Genomic DNA, 24,156 nt, shown 5'->3' with positions numbered 1-24,156 from the left:
GGAGTTCCTTGTCTTTGCTTCTGTTACACAGGTGTACGGGTGTGCGAATCGTCGGAGTGCCCGGTGCGGCAGTCGCCGCTGTGCTTCCCGGGGGCGCAGCCGACGAGGCTGCGGCAGGAGAAGCTGTCGCGCAGCCGGGACAGCAACGTGTTGAGTTGTCCGACGTCCTCGTCGGACCAGTCGGGGAGGTTGCGGGCGAACATTTCCGTGGTCCGCCGGGACAGCTCGCCCAGCAGGTCGTGGCCCGCGGGGGTCAGCCGCACGATGCGGGACCGCTTGTCCGCAGGGTCCGGGAACCGTTCGATCCAGCCGTTGTCCACGGCATGGGCGACGTGCCGGCTGGTCACCGACATGTTCACGGCGAGAAGTTCGGTGAGCCTGGTGATCCGCATCTCGCCGTACTGGGACAGCAGGGTCAGCACGGCGGCCGAGCCACCGGGGCACTCTGCGGGCAGGATGCGGGCGAGGCCCCTTTTGACGGCTCCGATGGCGCTGAGCTGGCGGGCCAGTTCCTCGTACTGGCTCCTTGCGGCCACCGGTCCTCCAGATTTCTCCCGGGTCATCTTGTTGCTTAGGGCAACGATAGAAGCTGTTGGTTGCTACAGGCAAACGAAAAGGGGCTTGCAGAAGTAAAGGAAGGCAAAAGCCTCCGTAGGCTCCCGGTCAAGCCCGCAGCGCAGGGCAGGTGAGCCGCGCCGGATGTGTTCCGCAGCACAGGGCGCGAGCGGCGCCGCTCCTCACGGGAAGCGGCCCGGATCTCCACGGGAAGCGGCCGGACGGGGCCGTGGAGGCGGTGCGGAGCGCTTCGGTGGACGGGTGAAGAGGCCGTGGACGGCTTGGACGGGCATCGTCCGCTGTGGACCCGGGGGTTGGGCGGCACCCCTGAGTTCGCTAGTGTCCTGGGCCATGGCACACAACCCCCACGCCCCGCAGCCGGGCCCCGAGGGCACTCACGACCCGGCGGGCAGCACGCAGATGTTCCGCGCCTTCGTCGACGAGGGCGAGCCGCAGCGCAGGCAGCAGCCTGCCGCGACGTCTTCCGGGCCGAAGGCCGGGGTGATCGCGATCGTCGTCGCGGTCGTCGTCGTCCTCGGCGCGGTCGCCTGGCTCGCGCTCGGCTGACCGCGGTCCCCGCGGACGGGGACCCTGCTCAGGTCACGCCCCTGTCACTTCCCACGGCGTGACGCCCCGGCCCTCCGGCATGCCCGCCGGAGGGCCGGGGCGTCGTGCCGCGTCCGCGCGCGGTGCGGCGCCCGCTGCGCCCTTGCCGGACGCATGCCCGGCCGGCACGACGGCGCAGGGCACACCGCGGCCGCCGAGGCGGTGAACAAGGTGCCCCGGCGGCCGGTCGAGCCGCGTGTCCGGCGTCGTGTCGCACGCCGGACCGGCTGATGCGCCGTCAATCACCGACCCGCAAGGGTCAGTCCGCGATGAGCCCCTCCCTGAGCTGGGTGAGCGTCCGGGTCAGCAGCCGTGAGACATGCATCTGCGAGATGCCGACCTCCTCACCGATCTGCGACTGGGTCATGTTGGCGAAGAAGCGCAGCATGATGATCTGCCGCTCGCGCGGGGCGAGTTTGGCCAGCAACGGCTTCAGGGACTCGCGGTACTCGACGCCTTCCAGCGCCGCGTCCTCGTAGCCCAGGCGGTCCGCCAGCGAGCCCTCGCCGCCGTCGTCCTCGGGGGACGGGGAGTCCAGCGAGGAGGCCGTGTAGGCGTTGCCGACGGCCAGGCCGTCGACCACGTCCTCCTCGGAGACCCCGAGCGCCTTGGCGAGCTCGGGCACGGTCGGCGAGCGGTCGAGCTTCTGGGCGAGCTCGTCGCTGGTCTTGGTGAGGGCGAGCCGCAGTTCCTGCAGCCGGCGCGGCACCCGCACCGACCACGAGGTGTCGCGGAAGAAGCGCTTGATCTCGCCCACCACGGTCGGCATCGCGAACGTGGGGAACTCCACCCCCCGCTCGCAGTCGAACCGGTCGATCGCCTTGATCAGGCCGATCGTGCCGACCTGGACGATGTCCTCCATGGGTTCGTTACGGCTCCGGAACCGCGCCGCCGCGTACCGCACGAGCGGGAGGTTGAGCTCGATGAGTGTGTCCCGCACATAGGTCCGCTCCGGACTGTCCGTTCCGTCGGGACCCGATGCGGGACCCAGCGCGGCGAGCCGCAGGAACAGGGAGCGGGACAGAGTGCGGGTGTCGATGGCTTCCGATGAGCTGGTGAGCACGGCAGGTGCTGGTGCGCTCTTCGTGAGCGTGAGCACCTTCGAGCTGCCCTGTTCTGCGGACATGCCACCCCCTTGAGGTCGCGGACGGTCGCGGTGGCCACGACCATCGGAGGAACGCAGCCTCCACCTGAATACCGGAGGTAGGGCTGCGGCAAACGCGGTTCCAGCAGAATGTCACATGTCGGCAACACGCTGTAGTGACATGTCGACAAGTCAGCGCCAGAACTGCCCTGGAAACAGGGGGTGTACGGCTTTTGTGCCGCCGGAACCGGTCTCCGTGCGATCTACCCGTTCCGGTTACGCCTCGATCCTGTTTGCGGATCTCAGACGGGCAAAACTTCTGGCCAGGAGCCTTGACACATGCATCTGGGAGACACCGAGTTCGGCGCTGATCTGGGACTGGGTCAGATTGTTGTAGTAGCGCAGGAGCAGGATCCGCTGCTCGCGCTCCGGCAGCTGGACGAGCAGGTGCCGTACCAGATCACGGTGTTCGACCCCGGCGAGTGCCGGGTCCTCGTAGCCGAGCCGGTCCAGGAGCCCCGGCAGGCCGTCGCCCTCCTGGGCGGCCTCCAGGGAGGTCGCGTGGTAGGAGCGGCCCGCCTCGATGCAGGCGAGCACCTCGTCCTCGGAGATCTTCAGCCGCTCGGCGATCTCACCGGTCGTGGGTGAGCGGCCGTGAGCGGTCGTCAGATCCTCGGTGGCGCCGGTGACCTGGACCCAGAGCTCGTGCAGCCGCCGCGGGACGTGGACGGTCCGGACGTTGTCGCGGAAGTAGCGCTTGATCTCCCCGACCACGGTGGGCATGGCGAACGTCGGGAACTGGACGCCGCGTTCCGGGTCGAATCGGTCGATGGCGTTGATGAGGCCGATCGTGCCGACCTGGACGACGTCCTCCATCGGCTCGTTGCGGCTGCGGAAGCGGGCCGCGGCGTACCGCACGAGGGGCAGGTTCGCCTCGATCAGGGCGGCGCGCACCCTGCGGTGTTCCGAGGTGCCCGGTTCGAGGCCCTTGAGCCGGCCGAACAGCACCTGGGTGAGCGCCCTGGTGTCCGCGCCCCGGGTTCTGGTGGGCGTGGAGGGATCGGGCGTCTCGGTCTGGATGTCGTCCGTCTGGACGTTCTGGGGCGGGACTTGAGGCGCTGTACTGGCCGGCACGGTGTCGCCACCCCTTTGCGGTCAACTACGGTCAACTCATCCGTCAAAAGCGGTCATAGCATCACAAGACATGTCCACTGTGTGCAAGCACCGCAAAGAGTCGTGTTGAGCGCGATTCGGTTTAAACATGCCGAAAAGCCCCTCTCCTGAAAGGTGAGGGGCCCGAAGGGCCGAAAGGCGGGAACGCGTCAGAAGGGGTAGTCGGCAATCACCCAAGTGGCGAATTCGCGCCACTGTCCGGCAGCCGCCTGATGTGCCGGGTGCTCGATGTAGCGCTTCAGGGAGTCCTCGTCCGCGACCGCCGAGTTGATGGCGAAGTCGTACGCGATCGGCCGGTCGGTGATGTTCCAGGCGCACTCCCAGAACTCCAGCTCGGGGATCGTCCCCTCGAGCTCCCGGAAGGCCTGTACGCCCGCGACGACCCGCGGTTCGTCGCGTTCCACGCCGTCGTTCAGCTTGAACAGGACCAGGTGGCGGATCATGGGGGTTCTCCTACTTCACGAGCTCGGACATGAAGTCCCCGACGCCCTGTGCGGCGCTCGACACGCCTTCGAACCCGACTTGGACGAGATCGGCGGCCCGGGCGGGAGACGTGATGATCGTGTACAGCACGAAGACCACAATCAAGTAGAGCGCGATCTTCTTCGCTTGCACCACAGTCCCGCCTCTCCCTTTCGATCACCTGTGCAGTCGGGTGATTCTAGCCGCACGTATGGCCGTATCCGATGGCAGTTTCCGATCACTGATGCGGTCTTTAAGGACGAAGGACCCTCCGATCCGGGCCCTTTGCCCCCGGCTGCGGCTTCTGCCAGGAGGCACGATGGGAAGCGAGCCCGCCGTATGCAACCGAAACGTGCGGGCCGAGGAACAGGACCTCTCCGGGGTCCACACCGCGAGATTCCCCCCTGACCGCGGCGAGGGCCCCCTGGTCCCTGTTCTCACCGGGGGAAGCGGCTTGTCCCCCCGATGCCGCTTCCCCCGACCTCGAACCTGACGCACGGCATGACTGTGGCCCCGGCTTGCGAGCCGGGGCCACAGTCATGTCCTGCGCGAGGAACGCCCGAAGGGCCCGGCGCACTGCGCCGGGCCCTTCGTAAGAGCGGTAGCGGAGGGATTTGAACCCTCGGTGAGTTTCCCCACACTCGCTTTCGAGGCGAGCTCCTTCGGCCGCTCGGACACGCTACCGAGAGAGAGCTTAGACCATCCCGGGCCATGGTTCGAAATCAGATTCCCGCCGCCCGGCCGGAGCGCGTGCGCGGCAGGGTCAGCGCTCGCGGAAGAAGGCCGTCAGCTGGGCCGCGCAGGCGTCCTCCAGCACCCCGTGGATCACCTCGGGGCGGTGGTTGAGCCGGCGGTCCCGTACGACGTCCCAGAGCGAACCGGCGGCGCCGGCCTTCTCGTCCCGGGCTCCGTAGACGACGCGGCCGATCCGGGACTGTACGAGGGCGCCCGCGCACATGGTGCAGGGCTCCAGGGTGACCACCAGAGTGCAGCCGGTCAGCCGCCAGGCGCCGAGAACGGCGGCCGCGCGGCGCAGCGCGAGGACCTCGGCGTGCGCGGTCGGGTCGCCCGTCGCCTCGCGCTCGTTGTGGCCGGTGGCGAGCAGGGCGCCGTCCGGACCCAGGACAACGGCGCCGACCGGCACATCGCCGGCCAGCGCCGCCTGCGCGGCCTCGTCCAGGGCATGGCGCATGGGTGCCTGCCACGGGTCCCGTACGGGATCGGGGACAGGCGGTGAGGAGGGCGGGGGTGGTGGTGCGTTCACCCGCGGACCCTAACGGACGGTCTCCAGGACCTCGGCCGCGCCGAGCGCGTCCGCGATCTCCACCAGCGCGTCGGTGCGCAGGGTCAGCAACTGCTTCTCGGACAGCCCGAGGTCGGCGAGGACCCCGATATCTCCGAGCGGCCCCGCCGGTACGGCGTCGGGGTCGTGGTCCAGGTCGGGGTCGGGGTCGTCGGCGCCGGCCCGGCCGTCGGCGCTGTCCTTGGCTTCGTCCGGTTCGCCGTCCTCCGTACCGTCGAGGTCCACGAGTTCCTCGAGTGCGGCGATCTCGTCGTCGGCCCCCGGTTCGCGGCCGAGCAGTTCATCGGTGAGCAGGATCTCCCCGTACGAGGAGCGGGCGGCGGCGGACGCGTCCGAGATGTAGATACGGGGGTCCTCCTCACCGTCCACCCGGACGACGCCGAACCAGGCGTCCTCCTGCTCGATGTAGACCAGGACCGTGTCCTCGTCCACCGAGGCCTCTCGGGCCAGATCTGTCAGGTCGGACAGGGTTTCCACATCGTCGAGCTCTGTATCGCTCGCTTCCCACCCGTCTTCGGTGCGCGCGAGCAGTGCGGCGAAGTACACCGTGACTCTCCCACTGGTCATAGGTGAATCGGTCCGACGGGAGGGCAGACGGTCTTCCGGCTGCTCTGGGCCCCGCCCAATCGGCATCGTGGCAGAAACGAGCGCGAAGCGAGACGTCTTCGACCGTTGCGTCGGCCATGAGTTCCGGGAGTGCCTGCTCGGCGGGGGGCTCCTCGCGGGCATCCGGCGAAGGGCGCGGAGGTCCGGACGGCGGGCGGTCACCAGCGGAACGTGCGCATCCGCATCTGTTGGCGCATACGGGCCGCGCGGGCGCGGCGCGGTTGGACCCGGTCGCGGAGCTGCTTCGCCTCATGGAGCTCACGGAGGAACTGGACCCGGCGCCTCCGGCGCGCCGCGTCACTCTCCTGCGCGTCCGGCACGTTCTCCTGCACGTCGGGCAGGTCGCGCGCGTCGCGTCCGGCCTGCCGCTGTTTCCGCTGCTCCCCGTCGGGCAATCGACACACCACCCCAAGCCTGGGTCCGTATGCCCCCACCTTCCCCCCGAACAGGTGCTTGATGCCAGTGCAGACGTGCGGGAAGCCCGCCCGGGGCCCGGCTACTGTTGACGGCATGCGGATCCACGTCGTCGACCACCCGCTGGTCGCGCACAAACTCACCACGCTGCGCGACAAGCGCACCGACTCCCCGACCTTCCGGCGGCTCGCCGACGAGCTGGTCACCCTCCTCGCGTACGAGGCCACCAGGGATGTGCGGACCGAGCAGGTCGACATCGAGACCCCGGTGACCGCCACGACCGGCGTGAAGCTGTCGTACCCGCGGCCCCTGGTCGTGCCGATCCTGCGTGCCGGTCTCGGCATGCTGGACGGCATGGTGCGGCTGCTCCCGACCGCCGAGGTCGGCTTCCTGGGCATGATCCGCAACGAGGAGACGCTCCAGGCGGAGACGTACGCGACGCGGATGCCCGAGGACCTCTCCGGTCGTCAGGTCTACGTCCTGGACCCGATGCTGGCCACCGGCGGCACGCTCGTCGCGGCCATCAGGGAGCTGATCAAGCGCGGCGCGGACGACGTCACCGCGGTCGTGCTGCTCGCGGCGCCCGAGGGCGTCGAGGTCATGGAGCGCGAGCTGGCCGGCGCGCCGGTGACGGTGGTCACCGCCTCGGTCGACGAGCGGCTCAACGAGAACGGCTACATCGTGCCGGGGCTCGGCGACGCCGGCGACCGGATGTACGGCACCGTCGACTGACGGGGCCGCCCGGCTATCGGCAGGAGGACGGAGCCGGGGCGGGCTTCGTCAGGGCGGTGAGCGCGGAAGCGGCCGCCGCGGGCGGGCTGAACGCCGTGAACTTCGTACCGATGATCAGATCGACGTCCGCCGTCCGGCGGGCGTCGGTCTTCTGCACGATCCCGGGCAGCTGCGTGCCGAGCACCGGGAAGGAGCCGTTCGCCGCCGTCGGGGCGCCGAGCAGCAGTGCGGTGCCCGGCACCTTCTTGTCGTACGCGGCCGTGGCGTTGCCGACCTTGCCGATGGTGAAGCCGCGCTTCTTCAGTTCGTCGGCGGCGGCCTTGGCCAGCCCGCTGCGCGGCGTCGCGTTGTAGATGTTGACCTTGATGGCGGCCGGCTTCGGGAGCGCCCTGGCGGGTGCCGAAGCGGTCGGTGAGGGGCAGGCCTTCGTGCGCTCGGCCGCGTTCGCCTGTCCGTCGCCACCGGTGAAGACGTCGATGAGCTGCAGCGTGCCCCATCCGGCCAGGCCGAGGGCCGCAACGGCAGCGACGGCCGACAGGACGAGCCTGCGGCGATGACGGGGGCGGCGCATGCGCGGGTAGGTGTTGCCCGTGATGCGGTACTTTCCGCCCATGCCGGGAGGGGTCAGCATGCTCATGGGCGCAGCGTAGTGCGACCTGGTGATGATGCCTACTAAACGATCAACAGATGGCACCCGTATGTGCATAAAAGCACTCGAAAGGCCCGAAATGGGCCACGGGTGGGAGTGGCGCGGTCAGCCGAGTTCGAGGACGCGTGCGTGCAGCACCTGGCGCTGCTGCAGTGCGGCGCGCACGGCGCGGTGCAGTCCGTCCTCGAGGTAGAGGTCGCCCTGCCACTTCACGACGTGCGCGAACAGGTCGCCGTAGAACGTGGAGTCCTCGGCGAGCAGGGTCTCGAGGTCCAGCTGTCCCTTGGTGGTCACGAGCTGGTCGAGGCGGACCGGGCGCGGCGCTACATCCGCCCACTGCCGGGTGCTTTCCCGGCCGTGGTCAGGATATGGCCGCCCATTTCCGATGCGCTTGAAGATCACACGGAAAGCCTACCGGGCAAGGGCGTCCGGGCGCAGCCACGGGACGGGACTGCGATGCTTGGCAAACCGCAATGAATCGGGTGAAACCGGAACAGGGGCTGTCATGAGTGGGAGCGAGAGCGGGGGCGCACTGCCGCAGCAGGCTCAGGACATCGCCGACGGGTACGCGGTCTCCGGTGCCGCACTCGAACTCGGCGCGCTCCTCTGGGACGGTGCGGCCCTTCCCGGTGCGCGGATCCGTATCCCGCTGGGCATGCTCAACCGGCACGGCCTCGTGGCGGGCGCCACGGGCACCGGGAAGACCAAGACCCTCCAGCTGATCGCCGAGCAGCTGTCGGCGAACGGGGTGCCGGTCTTCCTCGCCGACATCAAGGGCGACGTTTCCGGCATCTCCGCCCCCGGGCAGCCCGGCGAGAAGGTGAGCGAGCGGGCCGGGCAGGTCGGACAGGAGTGGACGGCGGCCGGATTCCCGAGCGAGTTCTACGCGCTCGGCGGCATCGGGTCCGGCATCCCGCTGCGTGCGACGGTCACCAGCTTCGGTCCGGTCCTGCTCTCGAAGGTCCTCCAGCTCAACCGCACGCAGGAGCAGTCGCTCGGGCTGATCTTCCACTACGCGGACTCCAAGGGCCTGGAGCTGGTCGACCTCAAGGACCTGCGGGCCGTTGTCGCCTTCCTCGTCTCGGACACCGGAAAGGCCGAACTGAAGGGCATCGGCGGGCTCTCCACCGCCACGGCCGGGGTGATCCTGCGCTCGGTCACCGCCTTCGAACAGCAGGGCGCGGGCGACTTCTTCGGGGAGCCGGAGTTCGATACGGCCGAGTTCCTCCGGCAGGCACCCGACGGGCGGGGGGTGGTCTCCGTACTCGAACTGGCGGCCGTACAGGACAAGCCGCAGCTCTTCTCGACGTTCCTCATGTGGCTGCTCGCCGACCTCTTCCACGATCTGCCGGAGGTCGGCGACCCCGACCGGCCCAAGCTGGTCTTCTTCTTCGACGAGGCGCATCTGCTGTTCGACGACGCGTCCAAGGCGTTCCTGGACGCGATCACACAGACGGTGCGGCTGATTCGCTCGAAAGGAGTCGGGATCTTCTTCGTCACGCAGACACCGAAGGATGTCCCCGCCGAGGTGCTGGGCCAGCTCGGCAACCGGGTGCAGCACGCGCTGCGCGCCTTCACCCCGGACGACGCGAAGGCGCTGCGGGCGACGGTGAAGACCTTCCCCGACTCCCCGTACGACCTGGAGGAGCTGCTGACCGGACTGGGTACGGGCGAGGCCGTGATCACGGTGCTGAGCGAGAGGGGCGCGCCCACCCCGGTGGCGGCGACCCGGCTGCGGGCGCCGCAGTCACTGATGGGACCGGTGCCGGCGGACGCGCTGGAGCGGGCGGTCAAGGGGTCCTCGCTGTACGGGCGTTACGCCGAGGCCGTGGACCGTGAGTCCGCGTACGAGAAGCTCGCGGCCGGCCAGGAGGAGTCCGCGCGGGCCGACCGGGACGCGGCGGACCGCGCGGCCGTGGAGGAGGCCGTGACGTCGGCGCCCGGGGAGTCGAAGCAGGCCCCCGAGGAGCGGAAGGAAGAGGGTTCGCTGGTCCGGCAGGTGGTGGGGAGCAGCATGTTCAAGTCCCTGGCCCGGAGCGTGGGAACGCAGGTCGGGCGGGAGATCTCGCGGTCGCTCTTCGGTACGTCACGCCGCAGGCGGTGAGCGGGGCTCGGCGCCTGCGGCGTGAGGGAGCGGTCCGGGTTACTCGGTGACGCCGTGCGCGTGTCCCTCGCGCAGTCCGCCGCCGCTGCCGGGCTCACCGGTGCTGGGGGCCGGCGGGACCGGGCGGGTCAGGGAGCGCAGGTCGTAGGCGTAGGTGCCCACGGCGTTGGCGATCACATCGATGTTGGTGTCGAAGTGAGCCATGTCGATGTTGTCCAGGTCGTCGCAGGCCGCGTGGTAGCACGGGTCGTACGCGATGCCGGCCGTGCCGCCGAACGTCTTCGCCTGGTCGGCCGTCTTGATGCCCTCGGCGCCCGTGTCCGTACCGCCGGACGGGATGCCGGCTTCGATGAACGGCCCGTAGTCGGAGCGTCCGGTGAAGTCCGTGCCGGTGTGGGGCTTGGCCTTCCCGTCCAGGAACTGGTTGATGTCACGCTCCAGTTGGGCGGAGCCCTCGGGGCCGGGGCCCTCGCCGACGTTGTCGGAGTTGTCGCCGTCGAAGACGAACTGCACACCGTTCGGCGAGGCGATCATGTCGAAGTTGAGGTACAGCGCGACCTGCTTGCGCTGCTCCTCGGAGAGCTTCGTGACGTACGCCTCCGAGCCCAGCAGGCCGTTCTCCTCCGCCGACCACCAGGCGAACCGCACCTTGTTGGCGGGCTGCTTGTGCGACTTGGCGAGTTCCAGGGCGACTTCGAGGAGTCCGGCCGAGCCGGATCCGTTGTCGTTGATCCCGGGGCCGTCGGTGACCGAGTCGAGGTGCGCGCCGAGCATGACGGTCTTCGCCGGGTTCCCGCGGCGGGTCTCCGCGACGACGTTGCGGGTGGTGCGCTCCTCCTGGAACTCGCGGATCTCGAAGTCGACCGTCACCTCGCCCTTGGCCAGGTCCGCGACGAGCTTCTCGCCCTCTGCCTGGAGGAGTCCGCCGGTGGGTATCTTCCCCGACTCGACGTCCCCGAGGGTGCCGGAGAGCACGCCTTCGGTGTTGTTGTAGATCACCGCGCCGGCAGCGCCCGCGTCGCCTGCCGCAGCCTGCTTCACGGCGAAGGAGCAGCCGCCGCGCTTGATCAGCGCGATCTTGCCGGTGAAGGTCGCGGAGGCGTAGTCGGCTGCCTCGCAGCCGGTGGTGTCGTCGGCGGGAACGGCGACGAGGGCCGCTCGGATCCCGCCCTCCTTCGTGGACTTCGTGTACGTCATCGCCTTGATGGAGATATCACGGGGCGTGGGTGAGACCACGGAGAGCTTCTCGGCCAGCGTCTCGGTGTAGACGAAGTCGAAGGCCTGGTAGCCGACCTCGTAACCGGCCTTCTGGAGCTGCCGGTAGACGTAGGCGGCGGAGGCGTCGTGGCCCAGCGAGCCGGCCGCGCGGTGGCCGTCCGCCGAGTCGGCTATCGCCTGGAACTGCTCCAGGTGCCGGTGGGCGTCCTTCGCGGACGAGTTCTTGACCAGGGTCCGCGACAGCTTGGCGGCATCCTTGGCCGGGTCGTGGGACGCGTGGCCGTGGTGCGGGGACGCGGCGAGGAGGAGCGGTGTGGCCAGGGCGGTGGCGGCCACAACCGCCATGGCTCTGCGACGAGTTGCGTGCACAGGAGTCCTTCCGATGCGAACGGATGTGCGTGAAAGCTAGCGAGTGGTCCGGCATCTGTGAACCGCAGAGGCCGGTTGTGATCGCTTGTGTGGCTCGTTCGTGATCACTTGGCCCGTCCCGTCGCCTTCGCCGCTCTGGCCGCCGCCTTCGCTTCCTGCTTGTACGCACGCACCTCGGCGAGCGAGTCGGGTCCGGTGATGTCGGCGACGGAGCGGTGCGAGTCCGCCTCCCCGTAGGGACCCGCGGCCTCCCGCCATCCGGTCGGGCGGACATCGAACTGCTTGCCGAGCAGAGCCAGGAAGATCTGCGCCTTCTGGGTGCCGAACCCGGGCAGCGCGTTGAGGCGTTTCAGCAGTTCGGCGCCCGTCCCGGCGCCCTCCCAGACCGCGCTCGCCTCTCCGCCGTACTCCGCCACCAGGAACTGGCACAGTTGCTGCACCCGCTTGGCCATGGAGCCGGGATAGCGGTGCAGGGCGGGTTTGGAGGTGAAGAGCTCGGTGAACGCCTCCGGGTCGTAGGCGGCGATCTCGTGCGCGTCCAGATCGTCCGAGCCCATGCGCCCGGCCAGGGTGTACGGGCCGGTGAACGCCCATTCCATGGGAACCTGCTGGTCCAGCAGCATGCCGACGAGGGCTGCGAGCGGACTGCGCCCGAGGAGCTCGTCCGCGTCGGACTGCTGGGCGATCCGCACCGTGAAGTCCTTGCCGTCGTTGCTCTTGGTCATATCTTCGATGATCGCGAGAGCGGCGGGGATCGGCGAGTCCAGCGATGCCGGGCGGGGAGCCCCGGGAGGCCGGGCGGGGAGCCAGGGGGCATCCGGGGAGTGGGGACGTCACCTTCCCGGAGCGCCGTTCGTTCTCGGGGCATGAACGCCGAAGAGAAGCTGACCATTGCCGTCGCCGGCGGAACCGGGACGCTCGGCCGGGGGGTCGCAGGCACGCTGCGCTCGCGCGGCCACCAGGTGCGGGTCCTCAGCCGTCGCTCGCGGGAGTACCGCGTCGACCTGACCACGGGGGAGGGCCTGGACAGGGCGCTGGCCGGCTGTGACGTCGTGGTGGACGCCAGTAACAGCACCTCTCCGAAGGGGGCGGCGCGAACGCTCGTCGACGGTTCGCGGCGCCTGCTGGCCGCCGAGGAGGCCGCCGGGGTCCGCCACCACGTCTGCGTCTCCATCGTCGGCTGCGAGCGCGTCCCCTTCGGCTACTACAGGGCGAAGGCCGCGCAGGAGCGGGTGGTGGAGGCGGGGCCGGTGGACTGGACCCTGGTGCGGGCGACGCAGTTCCACGAACTGGTGGCCGGGCTGTTCACGTCCATGGCCCGCTTCGGAGTGCTGGTCCTGCCCAGGATGCCCCTGCGGACCGTGGCGTCCGCGGAGGTGGCCTTGGCGGTGGCCGATGCCGCCGGGGGACCCGCGCTCCGCGGCCGTATCGAGGTGGCCGGACCCGAGACCGCCGACGTCCGGGACCTCGCCCGGCAGTGGCGTTCGGTCACCGGCAGCCGCGCGCGGATGGTGCCGTTGGCACTGCCGGGCGCGGTGGGCAGGGCTGTCCGGTCGGGTGCGCTGACCACGGACCGGCCGGACGTGACGGGCACGACGACGTTCGTGGAATGGCTAGAGGAGCGCGAGCGCCGGGGCTGAGGGTCGGCGGTGGCGGGCCGCAGGGCTTCAGGGCCGCAGGCGGTCCGCGCGCATCTGCAGGTAGCGGACCTCCGGTGCGCTGAGGGTGCGGTCGGCGGCCAGCCGGTAGGCCGCCCGTGCCCCGTCGCGGTCTCCGGCCCTCTCCAGCAGATGGGCCCGTACGGCGTCCAGCCGGTGGTTACCGGCCAGCCGGTCGCTCAGCGCGTCCACTTCCGCCAGCCCGGCCCGGGGGCCGTGCACCATGGCGACGGCCACCGCGCGGCCGAGCCCGGCCATGGGGTCCGGGGCGCGGGCCACGAGGATGTCGTACAGGGCGAGGATCTGCGGCCAGTCGGTGTCCTCGGCGCGCTCCGCCTCGCAGTGCAGTGCCGCGATCGCCGCCTGCAGCTGGTAGGCCCCGGCAGGTCCCTCGGACAGCGCCTCCTCCACCAGGGCGGCGCCCTCCGCGATCGCGGCACGGTCCCAGCGGGTGCGGTCCTGCTCGTCGAGCGGGATCAGCTCACCGTCCGGGCCGCTGCGGGCCGCGCTGCGGGCCTCGGTGAGCAGCATCAGCGCCAGCAGTCCGGCCACGCGGCCCTCCCGGGGCAGGAGCCCCCGTACGGAACGGGTCAGCCGGATCGCCTCGCGGGCGAGGTCCGCGCGGTGCAGGTCACTGCCGGAGGTCGCCGTGTACCCCTCGTTGAAGATCAGGTAGAGCACCTGGAGCACGGCGGCGAGCCGCAGATCGCGGTCGGCGGGCCCGGGCCGGCGGAACGGGGTTCCCCGGATCCTCTGTTTCGCCCGGCTGATCCTCTGGGCCATCGTCGCCTCGGTCACCAGGTGGGCCCGGGCGATCTCGGCCGTGGTGAGGCCGCCGACGGCGCGCAGGGTGAGCGCGACCTGGGCGGCGGGAGTCAGCTCCGGGTGGCAGCAGAGGAAGAGCAGGGTGAGGGTGTCGTCCTCGGACGGTGCCCGGCTCTCCCCGGGCGGCGGTGCGGTGAACGCGTCCCGCGGGGTGAGCGCTGCCGCCGTCCTCTCGCGCCGGTGCCGGGCGGAGTCGCTGCGCAGCTGGTCGGTCAGCCGCCGGGACGCGATCCTGATGAGCCAGCCGCGCGGGTTGTCCGGCAGCCCCTGCTCCGGCCACTGCTGCGCTGCCGCGAGGAGTGCCTCCTGTACGGAGTCCTCGGCGGCGTCGAAGTGTCCGTACCGGCGCACGAGCGCGCCGAGGACCTGCGGCGCGTGCCGGCGCAGCAGGTCCTCGATCTCCGTCGTCCTACGGTCCACTCGTCACCTCTGACCAGGCGGTTCCTCAGCATCCGCCCGAGTCGATCGGGCGGATGACCACGGGGTACTCGGGAGCGCCCTCGGGCTGCGGACAGAGCGCGATGCGTGCCGCGATCTCGGTCACCCGCTCCAGGCTCTCGCAGTCGAGCACCCAGTACCCGGCGAGGAGCTCCTTGGTCTCCCCGTACGGACCGTCGGAGATCACCGGCTGTCCGTCGGCGCCCGCGCTCACGAAACGGGTCTTCGCGGGTTCGACCAGTCCCTGGCCGTCCACCATCTCGCCGGTCTCGGCGAGGTCGTTGTTGAGTCCTTCCATGAAGGCGAACATCGCCTTCACGTCCTTCTCGTTCCAGGCCGGGCTGCTCGCGGACGCCTTGCCGCGCATCGCCTCGTAGTCGGCCTGAGATCCCTGCACCATCACCAGGTACTTCATGATTCGCTCCCTCGGCGGCTGCGCTGCCCCTTGTGGGCAACTCTCACAGGGGACGTCGGAGCCGCGGGCGGGTTCTCGACACCACGCGGCAGACTTTCCGCAATCACTCCAGCAGGTGCGGTCCGGCGGCAGGCGCGCTGTGCCCTACAGCGGCCGGTTCCGGCCGAGCAGCGAACGCACCGCCGCGCGGTCGACACTCGTCAGGGCGTGCACGAGCTTCGGGGTGAGGAAGACGATCACGAGGCCGAGGAGCGAGGCCGCGGCGATCTGGAGGGGGGAGGAGAGGTAGTACTGGTGGCGGACGCCGTCCGAGGTGTAGTCGAAGACCTGGTACCCGGACCAGCCCACGTACCGGGGAAAGACCCAGGCGTAGAGCGGGTAGAGCGCGACCGTCCATCCGGTGATCAGGAAGGTCAGCGTCAGGCAGAAGCTCGCCACCCGCCACGGGAACATGACGACCTGGAAGAGCAGCGCCTTCCAGCCCGCCGCGTCCGTCAGCCGGGCCTGGACGCCGGCCCACCAGCCGGGCCTCGTGGCCGCGGGGATGTCCGCCGGCGCCGTGGCGTCCAGGCCGAGCAGTGCGCCCGCCCGTCGCCGTTCGGCGGCACCGAGGCCGCGAGCGGCGGCGAGCAGAGCGGCGAGGACAGGCAGGCCGAGCACCGTGAGGGAGAGCCCGGCGCCGAGCGAGAACAAGGTCACGGAGAGGACGAATCCACCGATGGCGATCGGCAGCGAGGTCAGCGCGTAACCGATCTCCCGGTACGTGGCAGCGGCGAACGGGCCGCGCCGGAACGCCGTCGTGGGCGCGGTCCTCGGGGCCCGTTCGCCGGGCGCGTCGGCGGTGGACGGTGCTGTGGTGCGCGGGAGGGTGCTGGTGGTCATGGCGGCCTCGACATCATCGGGTGGGGATGCTCCGTGCTGGCGTGCTCCACACTCGTGGATCCGCGCGCCCGACGGCATGGGGTGACCAGGCCGGTTGGGGGTGGGGCTGCCCCCCGGGTGCCCCGGGGGATCCCGGTGGCCGGTCACCCGACCTGGCCGGGCCGCGGACCGGACCGGACAGTAGAGTTCGGCAGCGTCATCCCCCGAACACCGAGGTACGGCCGTGTCCCCCGCACCATCCGAACCACCCGCCCCGAAGCTCTCGTCCGACGCGCGTGTCGTGAGCGTGGTGGGCATCGGCGCCGACGGATGGGCCGGCCTGCCGGACACGGCACGCTCCGCGCTCCTGGACGCCGAGGTACTGATCGGCGGTGAGCGCCAGTTGCGGCTGCTCCCGCCCGGCTGCGAGGGCCGGCGCGTGCCCTGGCCGTCGCCGCTGCGGCCCGCCGTTCGCGGCCTGCTCGCCGCCCACGAGGGGAACCGGATCGCCGTACTGGCCAGCGGCGACCCCATGTTCTACGGCATCGGCCGGGCACTCACCGAGGAGCTCGGCCCGGGGGCGCTGCACGTCCTGCCGCACCCGTCGTCGACCTCCTACGCCTGCGCCCGGCTCGGCTGGCCGCTGGAGGACACCGAGGTCGTCACCCTGGTGGGCCGTCCCACGGCCCGGCTGGCCGCCGCCCTGTACGACGGACGCCGGCTGCTCGTCCTCAGCGCGGACGCCGCCACTCCCGCAGCCGTGGCCGCCCTGTTGCGGGAACACGGCTTCGGGCCCAGCCGGATGCGGGTGCTCGAACAGCTCGGCGGCGAGCGCGAGGACTGCGTGGACGGCACCGCGGACACCTGGGCGCGGGAGCCGGGCGACCCCCTCAACGTCATCGCCGTCGAGTGCCGCTCCACGCCGGACGCCCTGCGCATCGGCGCCGTACCGGGTCTGCCCGACGAGGCGTACGAGCACGACGGCCAGCTGACGAAGCGCCATGTACGGGCCGCCACGCTCGGCGTGCTCGCGCCCGCGCCCGGCGAATTCCTCTGGGACATCGGCGGCGGCTCCGGATCGATCGCCGTCGAATGGCTGCGGACCCATCCGTCCTGCCGTGCGGTGACCGTGGAGCGCGACCCGGTGCGCGCCCGGCGCATCGCCCGCAACGCGGACCGGCTCGGCGTTCCCGCCCTGCGCGTGGTCACCGGCCGGGCGCCGGACGCCCTGGCCGGACTGCCCGTCCCCGACGCCGTGTTCATCGGCGGCGGGCTCACGGTGCCCGGCCTGCTCGACGCCTGCTGGGACGCGCTGCCTCCGGGCGGCCGACTGGTCGCCAACACGGTCACGCTGGAGTCGGAGGCGCTGCTCGCCGAGCGTTACCGGGTGCACGGCGGCGACCTGGTGCGGCTCGCGGTGGCCCACGCGGTGCCGGTCGGCGGGTTCACCGGGTGGCGCCAGGCGATGCCCGTGACGCAGTGGTCCGTACGCAAAGCCTCGCCCGACACACACGCTTCAGGAGACAACAGATGACCGTGCACTTCATCGGTGCGGGCCCCGGCGCCGCAGACCTGATCACGGTGCGCGGCGCGCGCATTCTCGCCGCCAGTCCGGTCTGCCTGTACGCGGGCAGCCTGGTGCCGCGCGAGCTGCTTGCCGAATGCCCGCCGGACGCCCGGCTGGTGGACACCGCCGACCTGGACATCGACCAGATCACCGCCGAACTGGTCCGTGCCCACGCCGACGGTCACGACGTCGCCCGGCTGCACTCGGGCGACCCCTCGGTCTTCAGCGCGGTCAACGAGCAGATGCGGCGGCTCGACGAGGCGGGCGTGCCGTACGACGTGGTGCCCGGGGTGCCCGCTTTCGCCGCGGCGGCCGCTGCGCTGAAGCGGGAGTTGACGGTGCCCACGGTCGGCCAGACCGTCATCCTCACCCGGATCGCCCAGCGCGCCACCGCGATGCCCGAGGGTGAGGACCTGGCCACGCTGGGCCGCAGCGGCGCGCTGATCGTGCTGCACCTCGCGGCGCGGTACGTGGACCGGGTGGTCGACGAGCTGCTGCCGCACTACGGGGCCGACTGCCCTGCCGCCGTGGTGGCCATGGCCTCGCGCCCGGACCAGATCATCCTGCGCGGCTCACTGGACTCCATCGCGGAGCAGGTCAAGGAGGCGGGAGTGATCCGGACCGCGGTGATCATGGTGGGCCGGACGCTGGGTGCGGAGCAGTTCCGCGACAGCCACCTCTACTCCCCTGCCCGGGACCGCCACACCTGCTGACCCGGGCCTGTACGGCGGGTGCTGGGGGCTCACGGCTCCCGGTCACCGCACCTCGCTCCGCCCCACCACCGTCCCCGCCCGGTCGATGCAGATCACGTCCACCGCCACGGGCGCTCCCCGCAGCACGGACAGCGCCTGGTCCCGGGCGGCCACGGCCACCAGGTCGCCCAGCGGCACACCGGCCGCCGCGCAGAGCTGCAGCGCGGCCAGGCCGGTGTTGGCGACCTCGATCTCGGCCGCCAGCGCCTCGCTCGCGCCGCCCTGCCGTGCCAGCCCGGCCAGGAAGATCTTGTCGACCTGGGAGCGGCCCGAGTGCAGGTCCAGATGGCCCGCGGCGAGCTTGGACAGCTTGGCGAACCCGCCGCAGACCGTCAGCCGCTCCACCGGATGCCGGCGCACGTACTTCAGTACCGCCCCCGCGAAGTCCCCCATGTCCAGGAGGGCGATCTCCGGCAGCCCGTACTCGGTCACCACCGTCTTCTCCGAGGTCGAGCCCGTGCACCCCGCCACATGGGTGTGCCCGGCCGCCCGGGCGACGTCCACCCCGCGGCGGATCGAGTCGATCCAGGCCGAGCAGGAGTACGGCACCACGACGCCCGTCGTGCCCAGGATCGAGAGGCCGCCCAGGATGCCCAGGCGAATGTTCCACGTGAAACGTGCGATCTCTTCGCCGTCGTCCACCGAGACCGTGATCTCCACGTCGCCGGTGCCCCCGTGGTCGGACGCCACCCGCGCCACGTGGTCCCGCATCATCTGGCGGGGCACGGGGTTGATCGCGGGCTCACCGACGTCGAGCGGCAGCCCCGGGAGCGTCACCGTCCCCACGCCGGGCCCGGCCCGGAAGACCACTCCGGACCCCGGAGGGAGCTGCCGCACGGTGGCCCTCACCGTCGCGCCGTGCGTCACGTCCGGGTCGTCGCCCGCGTCCTTGACCACTCCGGCCATGGCACTGCCGTCGCCGAGCTCCTCCACCGCGAGCGCGAAGGCCGGGGTCTGCCCCCGGGGCAGGGTGATGGTCACGGGATCGGGGAACTCGCCGGTCAGCAGCGCGGTGTACGCGGCCGTGGCCGCGGCGGTCGCACAGGCGCCGGTCGTCCATCCGGGCCGCAGACCGGTGTGCTTGAGTTGGGCGGTGCGCCCGCCCTGCGCCTCACTGCTCATGGATGGACCGATCCGATGGCTCTGCACGTACTCGTCCTCGGCGGCACGACTGAGGCCCGCCTGCTCGCGGAGTCCCTGGTGGCCGCGGACGGACTGCCCGCCGGGGCCCGGGTGACCAGCTCGCTCGCGGGGCGCGTCGGCCGTCCGAAGCTTCCGCCCGGCGAGGTGCGCATCGGTGGGTTCGGCGGAGCCGACGGCATGGCCGCATGGCTCCGGGCGCACCGAGTGGATGCGGTCATCGACGCCACCCATCCTTTCGCCGGGAAGATCAGTTTCAACGCGGCCGAGGCCGCCGCCACAGTCCATGTTCCCCTGCTGGCTCTGCGCCGGCCCGGCTGGGTGCCCTCGGAGGGCGACCGGTGGCATGCGGCCGGCTCGCTGGCGGAGGCGGCCGGGCTTCTCCCGGGACTTGGCAGGCGGGTCTTCCTCACGACGGGCCGGATGGGCCTCGCCGCCTTCGCGGGTCTGGACGAGCTGTGGTTCCTGATGCGTTCGGTGGACGCTCCCGATGTGCCGCACCCGGCGCGGATGGAGACGCTGCTGGACCGGGGGCCGTTCACGCTGGAGGGGGAGCGGGAGCTGATCCGCAGCCATCGCATCGACGTCCTCGTGACGAAGGACAGCGGCGGCGAGGCGACCGCCCCCAAGCTCACGGCCGCCCGCGAGGCGGGCATCCCGGTGGTCGTGGTCCGCAGGCCCCCGGTACCGGAGGGAGTCCCGGTGGCCGGGACCCCCGGGGAGGCCGTCAGCTGGCTGCGCGACCTTGCGGGGCAGGTGCTCCCGGAGACGGGGCAGGCGCTCCCGCGCAGCGTCTAGGCGGCTCAGACGCCCGTACGGCCGTCGATCCGTTCGCGTACGAGGTCGGCGTGGCCGCAGTGGCGGGCGTACTCGCCGACCATGTGCGTGTAGATCCAGCGCAGGGTGACCTGCCCGCCCATGAAGGGGCTGGTGTCATCGAGTGCGCGGGTGGCGCAGTTCGCCCGCGCCCGGCCGATCTCGGCCTGCCAGATCGGCAGCGCCTGCTCGTACGTCGCTCCGCCGGCCAGGTCGAAACCGCCGTCGGTGGCCTCGGGGTCGGCACCGGGGGTGAAGATCGGCGGGGCGTCCTCCTGGGCCAGGACCCGGCGGAACCAGTTCCGCTCGACCTCCGCGAGGTGCTGGACGAGCCCGAGCAGGGTGATCGGCGAAGGTTCCGCAGCCGCTTCGCGGAGCTGCCCCTCCGTCAGGCCGTCGCACTTCCGGGCGAGTGTGGTGCGGTAGAAGTCGAGCCAGCTCTCCAGGGAGGTCCGCTCATCGGCGTCCAAAGGGGGCATGGGGCGTTCGGGAGCGCTCATGTCCGCCATCGTGGCACGGGGGTCCGACAGCGGACGGGCAGCGGCCCGGCGCCCCCGGACCCCGCCGCGGGCGTTCAGTCCTCCGGGTAGCGGCGCGGCGTCCAGACGATCTGCCGGCCGTCCCCCCTCCGCACCCACCGGGTCTGCGAGGACCCCACGATCAGGATCGTCCGCATGTCGACCTCGGCCGGATCCAGATCGGCGAGCCGCACCGTGCGCACACTCTCCGCCGGGCCGCCGACGTCGCGCCCGAGCACGACCGGCGTGTCCGGGGAGCGGTGCTCCAGCAGCAGGTCGCGGGCCTTGCCGACCTGCCAGGTACGGCTGCGTGAACCGGGGTTGTACAGCGCCATCACCAGATCGGCCGTGGCCGCCGCGCGCAGCCGCTCGGCGATGACCTCCCAGGGCTTGAGCCGGTCCGAGAGCGAGATGGTGGCGTAGTCGTGGCCCAGCGGAGCACCCGCGCGGGCGGCGGCGGCATTGGCCGCGGTCACGCCGGGCAGCACTCGTACCGCTATGTCCGTGTACGCGTCCTGCGACGCCACTTCCAGCACGGCCGTCGCCATGGCGAAGACCCCCGGGTCACCGCCCGACACGACGGCCACCCGCCGCCCGCGCCGAGCCAGGTCCAGGGCGAACTCCGCGCGTTCCGACTCGACCTTGTTGTCGGAGCCGTGCCGCTGCTGCCCGGGACGTACGGGCACCCGGTCCAGGTACGTCGTGTAGCCGACGACGTCGTCGGCGGCGGCCAGCGCCCCGCGGGTCTCGGGCGTCAGCCACAGCGGGCCGGCCGGCCCGGTGCCCACCACGACGACCTCGCCGGATCCGGCGGCGCGTTCGGGGCGGGGTGCGTCGATCCGGCTCGGCAGCACCGCGACCGCGAAGTACGGCACCGAGTCGGCGTCGGTGTCGGCCAGATCACCGGTGCGCTCCCCGGCCATGGTGGCGCGCTCGACGTAACGCGCCTCGGCGAGCCTCCCGGACGCCTCGAACGCACGGCGCACGGCAGGAAACGTGCGGCCCAGTTTCATCACCACCGCTGAGTCGGTGGCCGCCAGACGTGCCGTCAGCTCCTCCTCCGGCAGCGTGCCCGGCAGGATCGTCAGCACCTCCTCGCCCTCGACGAGCGGAGTGCCGAGACGGGCGGCGGCGGCGCTGACCGAGGTGACGCCCGGGATGACCTCGGTGGTGTAACGGTCCGCGAGCCGCTTGTGCATGTGCTGGTACGAGCCGTAGAACAGCGGGTCGCCCTCGGCGAGCACGGCGACGGTGCGCCCCGCGTCGAGATGGACCGCGAGGCGGGCCGCGGCCTCGGTGTAGAACTCGTCCAGCGCGCCCCGGTAGCCGCCGGGGTGGTCGGTGGTCTCCGTCGTGACGGGGTAGACCAGCGCCTCTTCGATGTGGTCGGCGCGGATGTGCTGCGCCGCGATGGAACGGGCGATGGACCGGCCGTGCCGGGCGGAGTGGTACGCCACGACATCGGCCTCGCCGATGACCTGCACGGCGCGCACGGTCATCAGGGACGGGTCGCCGGGCCCGAGCCCGACCCCGTACAGCCGTCCGGTCTTCTTGTGCTCGCTCACGCTCACTCTTCCTCGCTGGCGATCGCGTTGATGGCCGCCGCCGCCATGGCGCTGCCGCCGCGCCGGCCGCGCACGATCAGGTGCTCGAGGCGGGACGGGTGGGCGGCCAGCGCGTCCTTGGACTCGGCGGCGCCGATGAAGCCGACCGGGACCCCGATGACGGCTGCGGGGCGCGGGGCGCCCTCCTCGATCATCTCCAGGAGCCGGAAGAGGGCGGTGGGCGCGTTGCCGACGGCGACGACAGCCCCTCCCATGCGGTCGCGCCACAGTTCCAGCGCGGCGGCGCTGCGGGTGGTGCCGAGCTTCGCGGCCAGTCCCGGAACGGCCGGGTCGGACAGGGTGCACACCACGTCGTTGTCCGCCGGCAGCCGCTTGCGGGTGACCCCGCTGGCGACCATGGCCACGTCGCACAGGATGGGCGCACCGGACCGCAGCGCCGCGCGGGCGTCGGCCACGGCGTCCGGCGAGAAGGCGAGGTCGCGTACGAGGTCGACCATGCCGCAGGCATGGATCATGCGGACGGCGACCTGGCTCACATCGGCGGGCAGCCCTGCCAGATCCGCCTCCGCGCGGATGGTGGCGAAGGACTGGCGGTAGATCGCCGGTCCGTCCTTCTCGTACTGATGCACAGTGCTGTCGCTTTCTTCATCGGGTTTGTGGCCGGCGGCCAGACACAGGTGAACAGGTGATGCACGGTCAGGTGCGAGAGCCTCGCGCCGCCGCCACCGCGGCGGCCAGCGCGGCAGGGTTGTCCCGGACCGTCGCCGTGGCGTCCGACCGGTCCCCCGTCACATGGGAGATCCGGTGTCCGTCCGGGGTGGCGACCACGTCGATCCACTCCCCGTGCGGATGGCCGCACCGGCGTTCGCACCCGGACCAGTACACAGGCAGCCTTCCCACGGGTCCGACGGCGGCCCCCGCTTCGGCCCGCACGTCGGCCAGGGACTTCGCGCAGCCGGGCCGTCCGATGCACGCCCCGACACCGGCCCACGGCGAGCCGGGCCCGGTGATCAGACCGGCCTCCGAGAGGGCGGCGAGCAGTTCGTCCGCGTGATCCGGTGAGACGCCGGTGACGACGACCCCGCGCCACGGGGTGAGCCGCAGTTCGCCGGCGCCGGCCAGGAGCCGCCACTGATTCGGGTCCAGGCGCCCCAGCGGTACGCCGACGGACAGCGCGACATCGCGGCGGCCGCCGTGTACGCGGCCGAGGACAGGCGGGACGGATGCGTGAGGACGGGGGTGGCGGTCCTCAGACACGGCGGTACCGGTCTGCCGCAACCGCCGTACGACGTCGTCGGCCAGTGCGGCGGAGCCGCCCGGCAGGTCCTTCACCCGCCAGGCACCGGTGTCCGGGGCGGCGTCCAGAAACGCTTCGGCGGCCAGGAGCGCGGCGCGGGGCGCTTCGGCGGCCGGGACGCGCAGGACGGCGTCGGTGTCCCCGATGCGCAGCATCGCGTCGCCGTCGGCACGGGCCAGCAGGGTGAGGTCGGCGCCGAGGGCGTCGACGTCACCGCGGCCGTCGTCGAGTGCGAACAGGAAGCGGCCGGAGAGCGCGGTCGCACGGTCGCTCCCGCACAGCAGACGGTCCAGTGCGGACAGCCACGGTCCGACTTCCGCGGCTCCGAGGCCGTCGAGCCCGGCGAGGGGGGAAGCGACGACGTTGCGTATCCGCTCGTGGCGTTCGGAGGGCAGCAGCCCGGCCCTGCCCAGCAGTCCGGCCAACTCCGCACCGCAGTCAGGGGCGAGCCCGCGCAGCTGCACATTGCCGCGCGAGGTGAGATGCAACTCACCGTCTCCCAGGCGGGCCGCGGCCTCCCCGAGGGCGTTCGCCCGTGCAACGGTCAGCACTCCGCCGGGCAGCCGGACCCGTGCCAGCGCACCGTCGTCCGCCCGGTGCAGACGCAGTGTTCCGGGGCAGGCATCACCGCCCGGAGACCGGGGCGGGACGGCGGATGGGGGCATGGCGGCGAGCATACCGACCGTGACCGCAGCACAGTCCTACGGTGACTGTGACCTGCAGGACACCCATCGGGCCGGAGCCGGAACCGCGAGCGGTCCAGGGTCCGGGCTGCTGTCCCCGGCCGCGTCCGCCGCAGGGCGGGAACCGGCCGTCGGGCGGCCGGGACAAGTCCCGTCCAGGGGCATCTCCTCACGCCGGGCCCCTGGCCGCCTACTATGCCTAGCGGCGGTCCGTTCGGCCCGCCATCGCCAGACGGCGACATGGGAGGAAGCCCGGTGAGATTCCGGCGCGGTCCCGCCACTGTGAGCCCGGTCCACGACCGGGCGAGTCAGGAACTCCTGCCGTCCGACACCGCCCGGGGCGTGG

Annotated in this window: 27 protein-coding genes, 1 tRNA gene and 1 riboswitch; of the genes, 7 read left to right on the top strand and 21 right to left on the bottom strand. The window is 71.6% G+C overall.

From position 1 onward, the window contains the following. Positions 1-23: 23 nt before the first annotated feature. Positions 24-536 (bottom strand): MarR family winged helix-turn-helix transcriptional regulator, encoded by a 513-nt coding sequence (locus OG257_RS18885; RefSeq protein ID WP_329208910.1) that lies wholly within the window; start codon positions 534-536, stop codon positions 24-26. Positions 537-906: 370 nt separating this feature from the next. On the opposite strand from OG257_RS18885, the gene OG257_RS18880 reads away from it, so the two are divergent. Further along, positions 907-1,122 carry a hypothetical protein gene (locus OG257_RS18880; RefSeq protein ID WP_329208909.1) on the top strand — a complete coding sequence of 72 codons (216 nt, stop codon included), beginning with the start codon at positions 907-909 and terminating at the stop codon, positions 1,120-1,122. A 298-nt stretch (positions 1,123-1,420) separates the two neighbouring features. Here the strand turns inward: OG257_RS18880 and OG257_RS18875 are convergent, their stop codons facing one another. From OG257_RS18875 to OG257_RS18840, 8 genes are all read right to left on the bottom strand, one after another. Further along, on the bottom strand, positions 1,421-2,287 hold the full coding sequence (locus OG257_RS18875; protein ID WP_329208907.1) for an RNA polymerase sigma factor SigF: 867 nt from the start codon (positions 2,285-2,287) through the stop codon (positions 1,421-1,423). A gap of 234 nt (positions 2,288-2,521) precedes the next feature. Next, positions 2,522-3,379, bottom strand: coding sequence for an RNA polymerase sigma factor SigF (locus tag OG257_RS18870; RefSeq protein ID WP_329208905.1), 858 nt, complete (start codon positions 3,377-3,379; stop codon positions 2,522-2,524). A 188-nt stretch (positions 3,380-3,567) separates the two neighbouring features. Further along, entirely contained in the window at positions 3,568-3,861 is a 294-nt protein-coding gene (locus tag OG257_RS18865; protein WP_329208903.1) for a Dabb family protein, read from the bottom strand. Positions 3,862-3,871: 10 nt separating this feature from the next. Then, positions 3,872-4,036, bottom strand: coding sequence for a hypothetical protein (locus tag OG257_RS18860; protein ID WP_164494166.1), 165 nt, complete (start codon positions 4,034-4,036; stop codon positions 3,872-3,874). A 443-nt stretch (positions 4,037-4,479) separates the two neighbouring features. Beyond that, positions 4,480-4,564: transfer RNA gene (locus OG257_RS18855), tRNA-Ser, on the bottom strand. A gap of 79 nt (positions 4,565-4,643) precedes the next feature. Further along, positions 4,644-5,072 (bottom strand): tRNA adenosine(34) deaminase TadA, encoded by a 429-nt coding sequence (tadA, locus tag OG257_RS18850; protein ID WP_329215184.1) that lies wholly within the window; start codon positions 5,070-5,072, stop codon positions 4,644-4,646. An 81-nt stretch (positions 5,073-5,153) separates the two neighbouring features. Beyond that, positions 5,154-5,729: a tRNA adenosine deaminase-associated protein gene (locus OG257_RS18845; RefSeq protein ID WP_329215182.1), complete on the bottom strand. Its 576-nt coding sequence runs from the start codon at positions 5,727-5,729 to the stop codon at positions 5,154-5,156. Between the two features lie 218 nt (positions 5,730-5,947). After that, a complete protein-coding gene (locus OG257_RS18840) occupies positions 5,948-6,184 on the bottom strand; it encodes a hypothetical protein (protein ID WP_383183088.1) in 237 nt (78 codons plus the stop codon). Between the two features lie 115 nt (positions 6,185-6,299). Between OG257_RS18840 and upp the strand changes: the two genes are divergently transcribed. Further along, positions 6,300-6,935, top strand: a complete 636-nt coding sequence (gene upp / locus OG257_RS18835) for a uracil phosphoribosyltransferase (RefSeq protein ID WP_329208898.1) — start codon at positions 6,300-6,302, stop codon at positions 6,933-6,935. Between the two features lie 13 nt (positions 6,936-6,948). Here the strand turns inward: upp and OG257_RS18830 are convergent, their stop codons facing one another. Then, positions 6,949-7,548 carry a LytR C-terminal domain-containing protein gene (locus tag OG257_RS18830; protein WP_329215180.1) on the bottom strand — a complete coding sequence of 200 codons (600 nt, stop codon included), beginning with the start codon at positions 7,546-7,548 and terminating at the stop codon, positions 6,949-6,951. A 141-nt stretch (positions 7,549-7,689) separates the two neighbouring features. Beyond that, positions 7,690-7,986: a type II toxin-antitoxin system VapB family antitoxin gene (locus tag OG257_RS18825; RefSeq protein ID WP_003955420.1), complete on the bottom strand. Its 297-nt coding sequence runs from the start codon at positions 7,984-7,986 to the stop codon at positions 7,690-7,692. 103 nt (positions 7,987-8,089) lie between these two features. On the opposite strand from OG257_RS18825, the gene OG257_RS18820 reads away from it, so the two are divergent. Beyond that, positions 8,090-9,688, top strand: a complete 1,599-nt coding sequence (locus OG257_RS18820; protein WP_329208896.1) for a helicase HerA-like domain-containing protein — start codon at positions 8,090-8,092, stop codon at positions 9,686-9,688. Between the two features lie 39 nt (positions 9,689-9,727). Here the strand turns inward: OG257_RS18820 and OG257_RS18815 are convergent, their stop codons facing one another. Next, complete coding sequence (locus tag OG257_RS18815; protein WP_329215178.1) at positions 9,728-11,251, bottom strand: M28 family metallopeptidase; 1,524 nt, start codon at positions 11,249-11,251, stop codon at positions 9,728-9,730. Between the two features lie 128 nt (positions 11,252-11,379). After that, positions 11,380-12,000 (bottom strand): HhH-GPD-type base excision DNA repair protein, encoded by a 621-nt coding sequence (locus OG257_RS18810; protein WP_329208893.1) that lies wholly within the window; start codon positions 11,998-12,000, stop codon positions 11,380-11,382. A gap of 141 nt (positions 12,001-12,141) precedes the next feature. On the opposite strand from OG257_RS18810, the gene OG257_RS18805 reads away from it, so the two are divergent. Continuing rightward, positions 12,142-12,915: an SDR family oxidoreductase gene (locus OG257_RS18805; protein ID WP_329208891.1), complete on the top strand. Its 774-nt coding sequence runs from the start codon at positions 12,142-12,144 to the stop codon at positions 12,913-12,915. 27 nt (positions 12,916-12,942) lie between these two features. Here OG257_RS18805 and OG257_RS18800 read toward each other — a convergent pair whose 3' ends face one another. The 3 genes from OG257_RS18800 to OG257_RS18790 all read right to left on the bottom strand — a co-directional run bounded on the left by OG257_RS18800 (position 12,943) and on the right by OG257_RS18790 (position 15,493). Beyond that, complete coding sequence (locus OG257_RS18800) at positions 12,943-14,178, bottom strand: RNA polymerase sigma factor (protein ID WP_329208889.1); 1,236 nt, start codon at positions 14,176-14,178, stop codon at positions 12,943-12,945. 25 nt (positions 14,179-14,203) lie between these two features. Beyond that, positions 14,204-14,611 (bottom strand): YciI family protein, encoded by a 408-nt coding sequence (locus OG257_RS18795; RefSeq protein WP_329208887.1) that lies wholly within the window; start codon positions 14,609-14,611, stop codon positions 14,204-14,206. Between the two features lie 144 nt (positions 14,612-14,755). Continuing rightward, positions 14,756-15,493 (bottom strand): sensor domain-containing protein, encoded by a 738-nt coding sequence (locus OG257_RS18790; protein ID WP_329208885.1) that lies wholly within the window; start codon positions 15,491-15,493, stop codon positions 14,756-14,758. 223 nt (positions 15,494-15,716) lie between these two features. Here OG257_RS18790 and cbiE point away from each other — a divergent pair, with 223 nt between their 5' ends. Continuing rightward, the gene (gene cbiE / locus OG257_RS18785) at positions 15,717-17,006 is read left to right on the top strand and encodes a precorrin-6y C5,15-methyltransferase (decarboxylating) subunit CbiE (protein WP_443054441.1); all 1,290 of its coding nucleotides are present in this window, start codon (positions 15,717-15,719) and stop codon (positions 17,004-17,006) included. Then, a complete protein-coding gene (gene cobM, locus OG257_RS18780) occupies positions 17,003-17,752 on the top strand; it encodes a precorrin-4 C(11)-methyltransferase (protein WP_329208883.1) in 750 nt (249 codons plus the stop codon). The genes cbiE and cobM overlap by 4 nt, the downstream gene beginning before the upstream one ends. 42 nt (positions 17,753-17,794) lie before the next feature. Here cobM and OG257_RS18775 read toward each other — a convergent pair whose 3' ends face one another. Then, positions 17,795-18,913 carry a cobalt-precorrin-5B (C(1))-methyltransferase gene (locus OG257_RS18775; protein ID WP_329208881.1) on the bottom strand — a complete coding sequence of 373 codons (1,119 nt, stop codon included), beginning with the start codon at positions 18,911-18,913 and terminating at the stop codon, positions 17,795-17,797. A 15-nt stretch (positions 18,914-18,928) separates the two neighbouring features. Between OG257_RS18775 and OG257_RS18770 the strand changes: the two genes are divergently transcribed. Then, complete coding sequence (locus OG257_RS18770) at positions 18,929-19,729, top strand: cobalt-precorrin-6A reductase (RefSeq protein ID WP_329208879.1); 801 nt, start codon at positions 18,929-18,931, stop codon at positions 19,727-19,729. A gap of 5 nt (positions 19,730-19,734) precedes the next feature. On the opposite strand, the gene OG257_RS18765 is transcribed toward OG257_RS18770, so the two are convergent. The 4 genes from OG257_RS18765 to OG257_RS18750 all read right to left on the bottom strand — a co-directional run bounded on the left by OG257_RS18765 (position 19,735) and on the right by OG257_RS18750 (position 23,804). Then, positions 19,735-20,247 carry a DinB family protein gene (locus OG257_RS18765; RefSeq protein WP_329208878.1) on the bottom strand — a complete coding sequence of 171 codons (513 nt, stop codon included), beginning with the start codon at positions 20,245-20,247 and terminating at the stop codon, positions 19,735-19,737. 74 nt (positions 20,248-20,321) lie between these two features. Further along, positions 20,322-21,836, bottom strand: a complete 1,515-nt coding sequence (gene cobJ / locus OG257_RS18760) for a precorrin-3B C(17)-methyltransferase (protein WP_329208876.1) — start codon at positions 21,834-21,836, stop codon at positions 20,322-20,324. Further along, a complete protein-coding gene (locus tag OG257_RS18755) occupies positions 21,833-22,459 on the bottom strand; it encodes a precorrin-8X methylmutase (RefSeq protein ID WP_329208874.1) in 627 nt (208 codons plus the stop codon). The genes cobJ and OG257_RS18755 overlap by 4 nt, the downstream gene beginning before the upstream one ends. Before the next feature lie 67 nt (positions 22,460-22,526). Further along, on the bottom strand, positions 22,527-23,804 hold the full coding sequence (locus OG257_RS18750) for a cobalamin biosynthesis protein CobG (RefSeq protein WP_329208872.1): 1,278 nt from the start codon (positions 23,802-23,804) through the stop codon (positions 22,527-22,529). Between the two features lie 195 nt (positions 23,805-23,999). Continuing rightward, a riboswitch (cobalamin riboswitch) is annotated at positions 24,000-24,147 on the top strand. Positions 24,148-24,156: the final 9 nt, after the last annotated feature.

This window comes from Streptomyces sp. NBC_00683 (assembly GCF_036226745.1).
In the GTDB taxonomy this organism is placed as follows: Bacteria; Actinomycetota; Actinomycetes; order Streptomycetales; family Streptomycetaceae; genus Streptomyces.
This window is presented reverse-complemented; position numbering and strand designations above follow the sequence as displayed.